The sequence below is a fragment of the Paenimyroides viscosum genome (genome assembly GCF_003858535.1).
Taxonomy (GTDB): Bacteria; Bacteroidota; Bacteroidia; order Flavobacteriales; family Flavobacteriaceae; genus Flavobacterium; species Flavobacterium viscosum.
In genome coordinates this window covers 108270-123760 of the sequence record NZ_RQTJ01000004.1, presented here as the reverse complement: position 1 = coordinate 123760, position 15491 = coordinate 108270, and the positions used below count along the sequence as shown (strand labels likewise).

Genomic DNA, 15491 nt, shown 5'->3' with positions numbered 1-15491 from the left:
AAAGATTATATTTTAAGTATTCCGGTAATGCAAATTAATTACGCAACTATTGGTGATTATTTAATTAAAATTAAGAAGGATACCCTTTACGCAAAACTATTTCACAAAAATCTTTTAAGGGAAAATAAAGAAAAGTATAAAAATCCATATTTAGAAAAACGTATTTTAGAACAAATAATCCAAAATACTGATTCTACCTCTGTAGCCTTAAAAAATCATTATTTAAATGTAGTTAAAAGTATTCAGAAAGAAAACAACTTAAAATTAAATACAAATCAAAAAGTAATTTACGAAAACCAAGAGCTTAAAAGAAAAAACATAAAATTAAAACGAGAAATAATTTACATTATAGCTATAATATTAAGTATCACCATTATTTCATTACTAATAATATACAGTATCATTTAAAAAATAAATTTAAAGAGAATTAAACTTTTAAATAGTTATATAGAACACGATACAGAGGCACTTGAAGTTACATTAACCTATAAAAACGGTCTTGAAAATAAACTAAGAAACAGCAACAAACAAATTTTTATGGAATTGCATGACAATATTGTAAATAAGTTGTTTTCTACTCGCTTTTTACTTCATAAAGATTACATTAAACCAAATAGTTTTCAAGTAGCTAAACATACGGTTATAGAGGTGAAAGAAAGTTTACAATCTATTTGTGACAATTATAACGAATTAAATAACTTATTTAGTAAAGATTCATTTTACAATATAATTTCAGATCTTATTGAAAAACAACCAAATAAAGAAATTAGATTTAGTTATGATATTGATGATTCTATAAACTGGATGGAAACCCCGCCTAGAGTACGTTTTCATTTATATAGAATCTTGCAAGAATTAATTCAAAACATACATAAACATTCATCGGCTAAAACGGCAATTATAAAGTTATTACAAGATAATTCTTTAATTAAATTAATTGTTACAGATAATGGTAAAGGGTTTAAAAATACATCAAAAAATGGTATAGGTATAAATAATATTAAAAGTAGATTAAAGGAAATTAATGGCTATTTAGTTATAAAATCGGTAAACGGAACCAAATTTATAATAACCGTAAAACTATAACTCATGTATTTATTTAAAAATTGTACATTGCTAATTGCCCTTACAGCTTTTTTTACAGCTTGTAACCAAGAAAAAGAGTATGATAAAGCTGATTTTAAAACAGATAGCATACACCTGCTAAAAATGTACAGTTTACAATATTCAAAAAACGCAAATGATTTAAAATCTGTTCATAGTACATTCCCACTTAAAAAAGATAGTACCCTTCAGGCAATTAACCACCAATTATACAGCGATTATTTATTAAAAAACACCAAATACGATAGTGCTTATTATTATTTAACATTAGCGGGTAATTTTTTTAAAAACAATAATTACCAACTTTTTATTAATTCAATGAAAAAAGTAAATATTACAAATTATGTAGGTTTACTATCTCAGTCTGAAATTGAAATTAATTACTCTAGATCTATTGATTTTCCGAACAAAAATTTAAAAAATATATACATTAATGCATTTTCGCTTCCTTATTTAAAAAAATTTGATTCTATAACATATATTAAATTGGTTAATCAATTTACAAATTCAGATGACGAGAATTCCGAAATTATAAAATTAAATCCGCTGTTAGAAATTAGTTTAACAAGAGATATTAGTAAATACTTACTTCAAGAAAAAAAATACAACAATATTATAAAACACTCTAACAAACGTATACAAGAATTACTTAAAAATGCACGAGTTAACGAAAACTTGTTTTTTAGTAATTTGTATTATTCCATAAGTGCAAAAATTAAATTATACGACCCTACTGTACAAAATGATTTTAAAATTTATAAAAACAATTTACACAACATACCCACTAAAGAATCAGAAATACTGTATTATTTTTTAAAAGCAAATTATTTTACATCTATACACAAGAACGATTCTGCTTCGCAAAACCTAAAAAAAGCATTGGCAATAAGTAAAGAAGCAGATAATTTTATATATGAAAATTTTATTTTAGAGCAATTTATAAAGAGTAATATAGAAACAAAAAAATACATTAATGAATATATAAAAAATAACGATTCCCTATTATCGTATCAAAAATATGTTAACGATTTTATATTTGCAACCAATACTAATACATTAAAACTAAAATCTGAACAACAATCTATACAAAAACAAAATGTAAGTATTATTGCTTTTACTTTTCTTTTACTTTTTACATTAACCCTTTATTATTTTATATACAGAAATATAAAAACCAAACAATTAGCACGAAAACACCGGACTTATTTAGAAGAAAAAACACTGATGTACAAATACCTTATTGAAATTAAGGAACAAATGGATGCATCAATTTTAAAAGAAAACAATAAAACCAAGAAACTTATTAACAACAATGCTATTTTAAAAATCGATGAATTATTAGAACTTTTTGAAGGTGCAACACCAGATTTAGAGCTTATACAAGATAAAATAAAGGAAATTGAAGACCAATCGCGCAATATATCTCACTCTATATCTAATACAAATTATGAAATATTAAATTTCGCCTATATTATTAACGATATAAAAAAGCAATACGATTATATCATTAAAATTGAAACATATTTTGATAATTCTATTGTTTTAAGTGATTTAGAGTTTAAAACTTTATTAAGAATTATGTTGTTTACACATAAATTTATTGACAAGGTAAAGTTTAAAGAAAACGTAATTTGCTTTATATCTATTTACAAACATGATTATGATACTATTTACAAAATTTGGGTAAACAAATCTATCGACTTAAGTAATGAACAACTTAACTTTTTTAATGATCGTTTAATAAGATTCCAAGAACTAAAAGGAAATGAAGAAACTACTTTATTAATACATCTTAGTTAATTTATAATTGATTTAAAACTCTTTCAAGATTTATTCCTATTGTATCATCAAACCACAAATATCCGTTTTTTACATATAAATTAGTGTCAAAATTATTTGTAAACAAGCCTCCTGTTCCCAAACCTTGCGGCATATTATTTTCTAAAGTGAATGTCCATTGTGCAATGGCATTTAATCCAATATTACTTTCTAAAGCTGAAGTAACCCACCAACCAATTCCTAATTTTTCGGCAATATTGATCCATTCTTGTGATCCTTTAAAACCACCAACCAAACTTGGCTTTAAAATAATATATTGCGGCTTAATTTTAAGCAATAGATTTTCTTTATCCTGTAAATTTGTTACACCAATTAATTCTTCATCTAACGCAATTGGAATTGATGTCGCTTTACACAACTCTGCCATACTGTCATATTGATTTTGCTTAATTGGTTGTTCAATACTATGTATTTTAAATTCAAACAATTGATTTATTTTACCTAAAGCATCTGTTGAATTAAAACCACCATTAGCATCTACTCTAATTTCTATCATTTCAGGTGAAAAATCTCTTCGAATTCCCGCAATTAAGTTCAATTCTTCATTGAAATCAATAGCTCCGATTTTGATTTTTATACAGTTAAAACCGTTTGAAATCTTATCTGCAATTTGTTGTTTCATAAATTCTGGTGAACCCATCCAAACTAATCCGTTAATTGGTATTGCTTTTGAACTTTCTGTAAATCTACTTGGAAACAACACAAATGGATTATTACTTTGAAGTGATAAAAATGCTTGTTCTATTCCAAATTGGATTGATGGCCATTCTCTTAATTCATTCCAAAGCACATCAACACCTAAATGAATATTATCACACACCCATTGCAATTTGTCTGAATAATCCAATCGGTCATCATAACTCAACCCTCTAAACAAACCACACTCGCCTATTCCAATTTTATCATTATCTTGAATAATTAGGAAATACGTTTCTTTGGTATTCATTATACCTCTTGACGTTCCAGATGCTTGTTTAAAGTTTAATATGTATTTTTTAAATGTTGCTTTCATTAAAATTGGTTTATTAGTGTTCAAAAAAATGCCCTGAAAATTTCAGGGCTTATTTTTAGATTTCTATTGAATTACCCACAGGCAATAAAATGAGTTCTTTGTGTTTGTTAGCAAATTTCTGTTTAGCTACTTCATGGTCAATTTTTATGTATCCGAATGTATCGTAATGATATCCCAAAACAGTAGTAACTTCTAAAAACTCAGCCGCAATGGTAGCATCATCCACATCCATCGTAAAATTATCACCAATAGGCAAAATCGCCAAATCTAAAGGATTTCGCATTGAAATTAGCTTCATATCATACGTCAACGCAGTATCTCCGGCAATGTACACATTTTTACTGTCGGCTTCAATTACAAAACCACCAGGTTGCCCACCATACGTTCCATCGGGAAAACTGCTTGAATGAATTGCATTCACGTATTTTACTTTACCAAAATTGAACATCCATGATCCACCGTGATTCATTGGATGCGTTTTAAAGCCTTTTGCTTCGTAATATCCTGCAATTTCTGCGTTTGATACAATAGTTGCACCCGTATTTTTGGCAATAGTTTCAACATCTAAAATATGATCGCCGTGTGCGTGTGTAATTAAGATGTAATCGGCTTTTAAAGAATTAACATCGATATGTTTTGCCAGTTCGTTAGCCGAAATAAAAGGATCAACAATGATGTTTGTTCCGTTAATTTCAATGGCTAAAGAAGCGTGTCCCAGATAGGTTATATTCATAGTTTTAATTTAAAATTAATGCAATTGCTAACAATAAAGATATTAAAAAAGTACTTAATGCCAAACGTTTTAATTCAGGATCTAGTAAACGTGGAATGGTTGCTTTGCTAACTACCCCAATGTTTTTTAGTAAAGGAATAAATGCAAGTACATATATATATTGATACCAATGCGTAAAAACATTCATAGCATAAGTATTTATAAAAATTGCTGCTGCTAATATTAACCAAAAATGATATTGCTTTGCCTTTTGAAACCCCATTTTAACCACTAAGGTGTTTTTATTCATTAAGGTATCATTTTCTACATCGCGCATGTTGTTCATGTTTAAAACTGCCACACTTAACAAACCTATTGCCATTGCAGGAAAAACTATTTTAAAATCTAGTGAATGACCAAATAAATAATAAGATCCTAAGGTACTTACCAATCCAAAAAATACAAAAACGAAAATATCGCCCAAACCTTTGTATCCGTATGCAGAATTTCCAACCGTATATTTAATGGCTGCACCAACGCAACCTACAGCTAAAAACAGATAAATTACTGCTGATAAAAAATTTTCATTACCAAAAGACACATAAATCACAGATAAAGAAATTATTAGCGATAAAACTGAAGTTACTATTATTGCAGTTTTCATTTGCTGTTTTGTAATTTCACCGCTTTGTACCGCTCGTTTTGGTCCTACCCTATTTTCGTTATCTGTACCTTTTACCGCATCGCCATAATCGTTAGCGTAGTTTGACAAGACTTGAAAAAACAAGGTTGCCAGCAAGCATAATACTATAATAATGTAATAATTTGCTTGTGAATGGTATTCTTGATAAGCAGCTGCACTGCCGACCAATATTCCGGAAATTGACAAAGGCAAAGTGCGCAAACGTGCGGCTTTTATCCATTTTTTCATTTAAGAAGTAGTTTGTTTACAAAGTTAACAATGGTTTTAAATACCAGTTCTTTTTGTTCTTTATGTGCGGTATGTTTTGCGTTTGATACCATACATTTTTCAACAATACCAGAGGCTTTATCAAAGGCATTTACTTGATTCATAGATCCAAATTCATCAAATTCACCCTGAATTACTAAAATAGGTATCGTAATTTTAGGAATAAAATGTTCGATATTCCAACTTTGATGTTCTTCAGAAAGCCACGTTTTAGTCCAAGCATTGTACAAATCGTACACTTTATTTCCATGGTATTTTTGTAATGCTTTGGCAATGTTCGTTGTCTGCAAAATATTTTCGGCTTCAACAATTCCTTTCAATGTTTCGGGTTCAATTAAAACGTGTACACCTTCAATAATTAATAGTTCAAGACTATTTGGAAACATTCCTGCAAAAATAGTTGCAACCGAAGCTCCATCAGAAAATCCGAACAAAATAGGTTTTTCAACCTGCCAATAATTCAAAAAATCTTTTAAAATATCGGCTTCCTGTTCCAAATAATTAATAGGTCTTTTAACGGTGTAATTATCAGATTTTCCATAACCACGTCTGTCATAAGCAATCACATTACAGTTTAATTCCTTTGCCAATTCTTCTGGCCATTCTCGCCATAAAACGGTACAACCTAACGAATCGTGTAATAAAACAATGGTGTTTTGCGGGTTTTCTACTTCCCACTTTTTATAATATAAGTTTGATGTTTGTATAAAAACAGTTTCTTCACTTGTAGACACTACATCCATGAATATTTATTTTTTTCTATTTTATAAAGAATTTCATTTGTCAATTTTTGCAAGATATTAAAGTCATAATAATACAAAGTTACTATTCCGGCAGCAGTGTACAAATTTAGCGAACCAATTTGATTTTTCTCTTGAAAATAACTTTGAGAAATAGAAACTTTTTGAATTTTATCTATTGGTAAATATGTTGTATTAATATCCCAAATGCCTGATTTAAGTACAATAAAATCATCTTTAAAAACCATTTTTTCGTTTTTATATCCTAAGAAAATCAATAAAAAAACAAGAGCAAATAATGGTAAAATAATCCAACTAAAATGTAACGAATCTGTGAAATACATAATTGTCAAACTTACAATTACTGGCACGCACAATATCAAACTTTTAATTACTAAAACTCTAATGTGTGGTTTTAATCCCGCTTTTAAGTCAATTAAACCTTTATCGAATATTACATTGAATAAATTACTTAATTCTAAATAGTTAGCTCCTGGAATTATTAATCCTTTTTTCTTTTTATTATCTTCGTTTGATTCTACTTGTTTGATTTTAATTTCGAACAAATCCATCAGCTTTTGAAAGTAATTCTGTTGAAACTGAAACATTTGTACTTTGTTTGCAGGAACCGAAATAATATGTGAATCTGTTAAACCATAAGATGCTGTCAGATGTTTATCTTTCAGGTTTATTTGATAGTTGAAATAGGTTATTAGCGTACGAACCAAATTAAAAACAACAACAAAAAGGATTAATCCAAAAAACAAGACAACACCAACCAAACCTAAATATTGATTGTACGATGCTTCAAAAATATCATCGTAAACAGATGCATCATCTTCATAAAAAAAATCTTGAAACTGATCAATAATTTGAAACGAAAAAGCAATCATTAAACCAAAAGTTTGCAAATAATTTCGAGTTAATCCAATTTTTATTAAACTTATTAAACTGATTTTAATTTTTGGGATAGGATTTTCGTGTGACTGATTTTGATGTTGAAATTTAATATTATCATTTACAATTTCATTAGATACAACAATATCCTGTTCGGCAGTTGTTAAAAGATCTTTTAAAGCCAATGCCTTTTTAAAATCGATACCATTTATTTCAATTTCTGTTTTAGAACTCCCCGCCGTATCAACATTTACAACATACAAACCTATAAGTTTATGTATAAACTTTTGATTAAGATTAACTTCGTGAATTTTATCTAGCTTAACAGCTGTGGTAGATTTACTAAGCCATCCTTTTTTAATAATCAACTCATTATCAACAATTTGATACGAAAAGTAAAAAAAATTAATTAATTTAGTTGCAAAAGTTAAAATAGTAACTACACCAATAACTGCAAAAAGATACCAACTTTTCATTTCGCGCTTAACAATAATAATTGCTAAAATAGGCCAAATTGCTCTTGCAACAGTCCACAATGTTGTGCCTAAAACTAAGAAAAGAGCCTTGCGATCTAGTTTGTTTAGTTCTGAAAAATTATAATTGTTCTTCTGATTCATCATTTAATTCTTGAATACGATTCATTAAATAACTTTTCCATCTTTCGGCATCTTCTAAAGTAAGTCCGGGAATAGAAATATCAGAGAAATTGTTAGCCGCAGTGTACATAACCAATGTTGCCAAACCAATTTTTTTAGCGTACCAACCTTGTTTAATTACTACATGTTGTAAACGTATGTAAGGAGAAATATGTGTTGCTTTAAAAATTAATCCTTTTTTAAAAAGTACATCGTGTTTGCGAAAAGCGTATTTCTTTTTTTTGTAAGATAGTAATGGAAATACAGCTAATAATACACTTATTAAAAAAAGAGGTATAATTACATACAATTTCTCCATTTCATCGATTAAAAAGAACAAAACAGCACAAATTCCAACTCCCAATAACAATGTAATTAAGGAATTAAGAACAACTATTTTTTTATAATTATTATTTAGATTTGAAAATTCAATTTCTTGATATTGTGGAATATGATCTATTTCAACGGTGTTATTTTCGAACATTTTTCAAATATAATGTGGTTTCGCGTAAAGTTACACATTTTTTTTATGGTTAATGATACCAAGTTTCATTGTTATAAAATAAAAAAGAGCTCAATATTTACACTGAACTCCTTTTAACTTCGATTAAAAATATCTTACTTTTTTCTAGTATATGTAGCAATTACTTTTTTATCCGAATCTAATAATTGTAATTGATCTTTTTTTATTTCCATAGATTTTACAGAACCAAATGGAACACTATAAATTAAATGTTTCATTTCATCACCGCAATAACGCATGGTTGACATTCCTTTGGTAAAACTAATTTTATTATCTTCTATTTCAAACTCACCTCCTTGACCGTTACAACCATCACTAGAACTATAATTTATGTCTTGAAAAGAAAGCGTCAATTCTTTTTGTTCATCTGTTGGAACAAAATCTCTATTATCAACATCTAATCTTTTTAAAGACCAAGAAGTATTGTTCAAATTAGTCATAATTTCTTGCGATGTTGCTTTTTCTGTATTGAACGAATTTTTCGTACAATTACATGAAACCATTACAAAACTGAAAATTACCAAAAAAGCTGTTGTTAAATATTTCTTCATTTGATTTTTATTTCAAATATACTACTTTTTCTTCTTTAAACTAAAACCATAAGCCAAACGAAGCGCAATTTGATCGGTTTCGTATTCACTGTAATATTCGTAACGCACACTGGCATCTAAATATTTATTGGCAAAACCAAAAACCGGTGCAACAATTAGCGAATTATCAATATTTCCGTTAACGCCAAAGGCAGCACCTGCTTCGCCCATTGCATAAAACTGATTTCCTAGAAAATATTTAAAACCTAATTTTGCAGGCACAAAACCAACTTCTTCAGGCTCTGCAAACAAATGGGTATATCCCGATGTTAGGGTTATCGATGTTTTTTTGGTAAAATCGTATTGTAAACGGGCATCAATACCAATGCTTCCGTCGTAATCACCATCGGTAGGAAAACCTCCGTTTAAACCCAAACCTAAACGAAATCCTTTGTTATATCCTGTTTGACTAAATGCTGCCGAACCTATAAATAAAGTTGCAACGGCGGTATAAAAAATCTTTTTCATAATTTATATCTTTTTCTATAATCTATTCAAGTGTTATGCCAATACTAAATATCTTTGCAAAAAAAATGAATGGATCTTAAAAAATATACACAAGAATTTGGTTACAATTTTAAACTGGCTTACCCAATTATTCTAGCGATGCTTGGGCATACCATTGTGGGAATTGTAGATAACATTATGGTTGGGAAAATTGGTGCTACAGAATTGGCTGCTGCATCGCTTGCTAATAGTTTTATTTTCATTGCATTATCTGTAGGTGTAGGATTTTCAACTGCAATTACACCTTTAATAGCTGCTTCTGACACTGAAAATGATATAAGTAAGGGTAGAAATATATTTATAAATGGTGTTTTTTTATGCACACTTTTAGGCTTGATATTATTTGCATTACTATTCTTTTTAAAGCCTTTTATAGATTTAATGAATCAGCCTGCAGATGTTACCCAAATGGCAAAACCGTTTTTAGATGTGGTGGCACTTTCATTGATTCCATTAGTTATTTATCAAGGATTTAAACAATTTGCCGACGGTAAATCGCAAACAAAATATTCAATGTACGCCACTATTATTGCCAATATTGTAAACGTAGTTTTTAATTATTTATTAATATATGGTGTGTGGATTTTCCCCGAAATGGGTATGATGGGTGCCGCTTACGGTACCTTAATATCGCGTATTGTAATGCTTATTTACTTTATCGTGGTTATGTATCGTTTAGATGTATTTACACCTTATCTTGAAAAAATATCGTTTAAAGAAATCAATATTAAAACATCGAAATATATTGCAAGTATTGGTATTCCATCATCAATGCAGTCTTTGTTTGAAGTAGCTTTATTTACGGGTGCTGTTTGGATTTCAGGAATGTTAGGAACAGAATCACAAGCTGCTAACCAAATTGCACTTTCAATGGCATCAATGACTTTTATGTTTGCATCGGGCTTAAGTGTAGCTGCAATGATACGCGTGGGTAACCAAAAAGGTTTAAAAGATTATGTTAAAATGGAAACCGTAGCCAAATCAATCATGTTAATGACGTTTATTCTGTATTCGGGTTTTGCATTATTTTTTATGATTTTTCACAACCTAATTCCATTGCTTTTCTTAAACAACAATGATGCTACACAAACACTTATGAATGAAGAAGTGATCTTAATTGCTGGAAAGCTATTGTTAATTGCAGCTATTTTTCAGATATCAGACGGTATTCAGGTAACAGCATTAGGTGCTTTGCGTGGGTTGCAAGATGTAAATTTACCAATGATTATAACTTTTGTTTCTTATTGGGTAATTGGTTTTCCTTTGTGTATTTACTTGGCGTTATACACACCCTTAAAAGCAGAAGGTATTTGGTACGGTTTATTAGCGGGCTTAACAGTAGCTGCAATTTTTTCGTATCTTCGCTTCAATTACATGTCAAAGAAATACATTAACAATAACATTAAAATTTAAACAATGGATTTACCAAAATTTGTTTTAGCCGATAATACCGATTTTCCTGATAATTTATTTGTGATACATTTAGAATATCCACGTTTTATTATTGATTTAGAAACAGAAGATATTGAATTTTTAGAAGAATTAGATGAATCTGAAGAAGTAGAATTAAAAGAAGAAATGGATCGTTTAATTGACCTAGCGGGCGAATTTTATGAAAGAGAAATTACTCGTTTTGCTGAAGAGGAATAAAGTTTAGATTATGAAATTAGTTTATTGTTCTTATTTATTATAAGTTAATTAACTAAAAAACTATAAACTGAAAACTCACAGGTTTGATTTCGGACTAAGATCCGATTTTTAAAACCACAGATTAAAGAATTTACACAGATTTTATATAATCCTAAAAATCCTTTAATCCTTGGCAAAAATTTTTAGAGTCTGAAAGTCTTGCGCTAAAAGCGCATAGTTTTTACTAGCAAATGAAACCAACCAATAAAGCACTTGTTTTAAACAAGTGTTTTATTTTTTTGCATGCTTCCCGTTTCTTTTAAACGAGTATGAAATTTAAAGGTTTCTTCTAAAATATGAGGTGTTTGTCCACCGGTTTGTTCACAAGCTCTTGTAAAATAATCGCGAATTTCTTCTTTAAAATCAGGGTGTACACAGTTTTCAATAATCACTTCAGCACGTTCACGTGGAGCTAGTCCTCTTAAATCTGCCAAACCTTGATCGGTTACTAAAATATCAACATCATGTTCGGTGTGATCGTGGTGTGTAACCATTGGCACTACATGCGAAATATTGTTTTCTTTAGATGCAGACGGGCAAACAAATATGCTTAAATAAGCGTTTCTTGCAAAATCGCCTGATCCGCCAATTCCGTTCATCATTTTACTACCCGAAATATGAGTAGAGTTTACGTTGCCGTAAATATCAAATTCAATAGCTGTATTAATTCCAATAATTCCTAATCTGCGGACAACTTCAGGAGCGTTCGAAATATTTTGTGGACGCAATACTAATTTATCCTTATAATCATTGAAATTATTAATTAATCGTTCGTAACAACCTTCAGAAACGGTGATAGATGATCCAGAAGCAAAATCAAGATTTCCAGAATCGATCAAATCAAAAGTAGAATCCTGCAAAACTTCAGAATACATGGTTAAATTCTTAAAATTAGAATTTTTAAAACCCATTAAAACCGAATTTGCCACTTTACCAATTCCCGCTTGCAAAGGCAGCAAACTGTAGGTAAGTTTTCCTTTTTTAACTTCGTTCTCAAAAAAGTTCAACAAATGATTTGAAATAGCAGTCGTTTTTACATCGGGCTCTGCAATTACGGCAGGCTGATCGGTAATATCGGTATAAACAACAGCAATTACTTTTTCCGGATCAATTTTAATAAAGGTTTCCCCTATTCTGTCTGTTATATTTTGAATATTGATCACATCGCGATCTGGATACGAATTTGGAACCACACAATCGTGAACTCCTTTAAAAGACAACGGAATTTTTGTATTGATTTCTATAATGATCTTTTTAGCTTGTGCAGCAAAAAAAGCCGAATTTCCTATGGAAGTTGTAGGAATAATGTTTCCGTTTTCATCTATCAAAGAAGCTTCAATAATTGCAACATCAATAGGTGCGATATGTCCGCAGATTAATTGCTCTACTGTTTCGCTAAGGTGTTGGTCTATGTATTTAAGTTTATAATCGTTAATTGATTTTCGTAAAGCCGGATCTGCCATAAAAGGCATTCTGCGAATTAAAGCGTTGTTTTCTGCTAAATCGGCATCTGTTGTATAACCTAACGATGCTCCGGTAATCAACGTAATGGCAACCTCTTCATTTGCTGCACGTTTTGCAAAGGCAGGTAAAACCGATTTACTGTCGCCCGCTTTTGTAAAACCACTTGCACCAACTACGTTGTTATTTTCAATCAACAAAGCTGCTTTATCGGCAGCCATTACTTTATCGTTATAATGTGAATATAAAATTCTGTCCATAATAAAACTATTGTTGTATAGCCTTACAAAGTTAACAAATACATAAACAACAAAACCTTAATTAATAAACATTTTAATTTTCACACGTATTTTTAAATAATTAATCGAAATTTTAAGAAATAATTTTTATTAGTAAAAAAAGAATTGACAAAAAAAATCTATCCAATAATTTTATTTAATGTAAATTGTATTAATTTATCTATTGTGGCATACGGATTTGTGCTAAATGTGCCATTTTTACGATTTGCAACAATTGCATTTAACGACAAGGCTTTGTGTCCTAATAATTTTGACAAGCCAAAAATTGCAGCAGTTTCCATTTCTAAATTAGTTGCTTTTATTCCCTCAAATTCAAACGAATCTATTTTATCGTTTAAAAATTCATCGTTCAACTGTAAACGCAAAATTCTACCTTGTGCACCGTAAAATCCGCCAGCTGTAACGGTAATTCCTTCAAAAACAGTATCAGATTTAAATTTGTTCAATAAATTATTATCGGCAGCAACAACATAAGGTAAACCTTTAGAAAGATCCCAATTAGTATGGTTTACAAACGCTTTTTCTATTGCTTGATTAGTCACATCTTGCAAACTATAACTGCGCAACATATTATCGGTACCAATGGCAAATGCCGACATTAACAAAGAATCTACAGGAATATTTTCTTGTAACGAACCCGATGTTCCAACACGAACAATGTTTAAATTTGTCAAATTAGGTTTAACCGTTTTTGTAGCAAAATCGATATTTACTAAGGCATCTAATTCATTCAACACAATATCAATATTATCCGGGCCAATTCCTGTTGAAATTACGGTTAGTCGTTTACCTTTATAAGTACCTGTTTGTGTTTTAAATTCTCGTTTTTGAGTTGAAAATTCAGCCGAATCAAAATATTTTGTAATGGCTTCTACCCTATCTTGATCGCCCACAAAAATGATGTCGTTTGCAATATTTTCGGGTTTTAAATTCAAATGATAAACACTACCATCGGGATTTAATATTAATTCAGAATCTTTAATCTTTTCCATATCAACCTCCTACTCGTTTTACTTTATAACCTTTGTTTTTAAGGTAATCCATTATTTTATCACGAAAATTTCCTTGAATGATAATTTCACCATCTTTAGCACTACCACCTACTCCACAAAGGGTTTTCAACTCTTTAGCTAATGTTTTTAAGTCATCGGCAGATCCAACAAAACCTTTAATAACGGTAGCAACTTTTCCACCACGATTTTTTTTATCTAAATGCGCTTCTAAATGCTGTTGGTTGGGATTTAATGTTTCTTCGGTTTCTGAATTTTGATCAAATTCAAAATCTTTGTTCGTAGAAAAAACAAATCCGCCCAAATCTTCTAAGCTCGATATTTTTTTTGCCATTTTTAACGATTAATTTTGATAATCAAAGATACATAAACTATACAGAAAGCTTATTTTTGTATGAATAAAATTGACTTAATTTGAAATTAACCATTTTACATCAACTTATACAAGAAGTTATCGATGCCATTGCAAACAAACAACCGTTGCTTGCAAAGAAAAAAATTGACAGTGTTCAAGAATTAATCAATGATCTTAAAGATCACACTACTATTGACGAAGAATTGGTTGAATTATCTAAATATCAAGCCTTGGTTAACATGTTAAATAATAAATTAAAATAGTACATTTACCTAAAATTTAAACATAATTACAATGAAAACGGCAAGAATTATTGGTGTACCAGAGCACTTTAATTTTCCATGGCAACTAACTATTGACGAAGGCATGTTTAACGAAGTTGGCATTGATGTTAAGTGGACCGATGTGCCTGAAGGAACCGGTAAAATGTGCGAAATGCTACGCAATAACGAAACCGATTTAGCTGTTATTTTAACCGAAGGTATTTTAAAGGATATTGCCAACGGAAATGAATCGGTTATTTTGCAAACATTTGTGCAATCGCCTTTGCAATGGGGAATTCACGTAAATGCCGAAAGTAGTTATAAAACGGTTGACGATTTATTTGGAAAAACAGCTGCTATTTCGCGCTATGGTTCGGGTTCTGAATTAATGACGTATGTAAATGCTGCCAACCAGAAATGGGATTTTGATTCGATAAAATTCGAAATCGTAAATACGTTAAATGGCGCAGTTGAAGCATTATCTGCCAATAAAGCCGATTATTTTATGTGGGACAGGTTTATGACCCAGCCTATTGTTGATAAAGGAATTTTTAGACGTGTGGATGTTTGCCCTACACCTTGGCCGTGTTTTATGATTGTTGCACGAAAAGAATTTTATGAACAAAATAAAGCAATGGTTGATAATTTGTTAGATATTATAAATCAAACAACAAGCGAATTTAAAATGATTCCGAGTATCGACAGAACATTAGCAAGTGTTTTCAATCAAAAATTAGAAGATATCCAACAATGGTTACAAATAACCAAATGGTCACAAAAAAAAGTTACCGAAACACAGTTTAATCAAATTATATCCGATTTAATAAAATTTAAAATAATAAACCACCCTTTAAAATATTCCGAAGTTGTTGTTTAAAAGTAGTT

18 protein-coding genes are annotated in these 15491 nt (G+C 29.9%); 7 read left to right on the top strand and 11 right to left on the bottom strand.

The features are described 5' to 3' along the window. Positions 1-27 precede the first annotated feature (27 nt). The 3 genes from EG242_RS03505 to EG242_RS03495 all read left to right on the top strand — a co-directional run bounded on the left by EG242_RS03505 (position 28) and on the right by EG242_RS03495 (position 2904). The gene (locus EG242_RS03505; protein WP_124898532.1) at positions 28-408 is read left to right on the top strand and encodes a hypothetical protein; all 381 of its coding nucleotides are present in this window, start codon (positions 28-30) and stop codon (positions 406-408) included. A 129-nt stretch (positions 409-537) separates the two neighbouring features. Continuing rightward, a complete protein-coding gene (locus EG242_RS03500) occupies positions 538-1086 on the top strand; it encodes a sensor histidine kinase (protein ID WP_124898531.1) in 549 nt (182 codons plus the stop codon). Between the two features lie 3 nt (positions 1087-1089). Beyond that, complete coding sequence (locus EG242_RS03495) at positions 1090-2904, top strand: hypothetical protein (RefSeq protein WP_124898530.1); 1815 nt, start codon at positions 1090-1092, stop codon at positions 2902-2904. Between the two features lies 1 nt (position 2905). Here EG242_RS03495 and EG242_RS03490 read toward each other — a convergent pair whose 3' ends face one another. From EG242_RS03490 to EG242_RS03455, 8 genes are all read right to left on the bottom strand, one after another. Then, positions 2906-3955, bottom strand: a complete 1050-nt coding sequence (locus tag EG242_RS03490; protein WP_124898529.1) for an o-succinylbenzoate synthase — start codon at positions 3953-3955, stop codon at positions 2906-2908. 55 nt (positions 3956-4010) lie between these two features. Continuing rightward, positions 4011-4688, bottom strand: a complete 678-nt coding sequence (locus EG242_RS03485; protein ID WP_124898528.1) for a metal-dependent hydrolase — start codon at positions 4686-4688, stop codon at positions 4011-4013. A 4-nt stretch (positions 4689-4692) separates the two neighbouring features. After that, positions 4693-5598, bottom strand: coding sequence for a 1,4-dihydroxy-2-naphthoate octaprenyltransferase (menA, locus tag EG242_RS03480; RefSeq protein ID WP_124898527.1), 906 nt, complete (start codon positions 5596-5598; stop codon positions 4693-4695). Further along, positions 5595-6380 (bottom strand): alpha/beta fold hydrolase, encoded by a 786-nt coding sequence (locus tag EG242_RS03475; protein WP_124898526.1) that lies wholly within the window; start codon positions 6378-6380, stop codon positions 5595-5597. Before EG242_RS03475 ends, menA begins: the two co-directional genes overlap by 4 nt. Next, positions 6371-7891, bottom strand: coding sequence for a PH domain-containing protein (locus EG242_RS03470; RefSeq protein ID WP_158608841.1), 1521 nt, complete (start codon positions 7889-7891; stop codon positions 6371-6373). Before EG242_RS03470 ends, EG242_RS03475 begins: the two co-directional genes overlap by 10 nt. Next, the gene (locus EG242_RS03465; RefSeq protein ID WP_124898524.1) at positions 7869-8393 is read right to left on the bottom strand and encodes a PH domain-containing protein; all 525 of its coding nucleotides are present in this window, start codon (positions 8391-8393) and stop codon (positions 7869-7871) included. Before EG242_RS03465 ends, EG242_RS03470 begins: the two co-directional genes overlap by 23 nt. A 134-nt stretch (positions 8394-8527) precedes the next feature. Continuing rightward, positions 8528-8983, bottom strand: a complete 456-nt coding sequence (locus EG242_RS03460; protein WP_124898523.1) for an META domain-containing protein — start codon at positions 8981-8983, stop codon at positions 8528-8530. A 21-nt stretch (positions 8984-9004) separates the two neighbouring features. Beyond that, positions 9005-9490, bottom strand: coding sequence for a hypothetical protein (locus EG242_RS03455; RefSeq protein ID WP_124898522.1), 486 nt, complete (start codon positions 9488-9490; stop codon positions 9005-9007). Between the two features lie 69 nt (positions 9491-9559). Between EG242_RS03455 and EG242_RS03450 the strand changes: the two genes are divergently transcribed. Both EG242_RS03450 and EG242_RS03445 read left to right on the top strand, forming a co-directional pair. Next, positions 9560-10942: an MATE family efflux transporter gene (locus EG242_RS03450; protein ID WP_124898521.1), complete on the top strand. Its 1383-nt coding sequence runs from the start codon at positions 9560-9562 to the stop codon at positions 10940-10942. 3 nt (positions 10943-10945) lie between these two features. Then, positions 10946-11179 (top strand): hypothetical protein, encoded by a 234-nt coding sequence (locus tag EG242_RS03445; RefSeq protein ID WP_124898520.1) that lies wholly within the window; start codon positions 10946-10948, stop codon positions 11177-11179. Between the two features lie 257 nt (positions 11180-11436). On the opposite strand, the gene EG242_RS03440 is transcribed toward EG242_RS03445, so the two are convergent. The 3 genes from EG242_RS03440 to EG242_RS03430 all read right to left on the bottom strand — a co-directional run bounded on the left by EG242_RS03440 (position 11437) and on the right by EG242_RS03430 (position 14322). Then, complete coding sequence (locus tag EG242_RS03440; RefSeq protein ID WP_124898519.1) at positions 11437-12939, bottom strand: succinate CoA transferase; 1503 nt, start codon at positions 12937-12939, stop codon at positions 11437-11439. 158 nt (positions 12940-13097) lie between these two features. Then, the gene (locus EG242_RS03435) at positions 13098-13970 is read right to left on the bottom strand and encodes a nucleoside phosphorylase (RefSeq protein WP_124898518.1); all 873 of its coding nucleotides are present in this window, start codon (positions 13968-13970) and stop codon (positions 13098-13100) included. 1 nt (position 13971) lies between these two features. Next, complete coding sequence (locus EG242_RS03430; protein ID WP_124898517.1) at positions 13972-14322, bottom strand: translation initiation factor; 351 nt, start codon at positions 14320-14322, stop codon at positions 13972-13974. 80 nt (positions 14323-14402) lie between these two features. Between EG242_RS03430 and EG242_RS03425 the strand changes: the two genes are divergently transcribed. Beyond that, on the top strand, positions 14403-14606 hold the full coding sequence (locus EG242_RS03425; protein WP_124898516.1) for a hypothetical protein: 204 nt from the start codon (positions 14403-14405) through the stop codon (positions 14604-14606). 31 nt (positions 14607-14637) lie between these two features. Beyond that, positions 14638-15483: a substrate-binding domain-containing protein gene (locus tag EG242_RS03420; RefSeq protein ID WP_124898515.1), complete on the top strand. Its 846-nt coding sequence runs from the start codon at positions 14638-14640 to the stop codon at positions 15481-15483. Positions 15484-15491 lie beyond the last annotated feature (8 nt).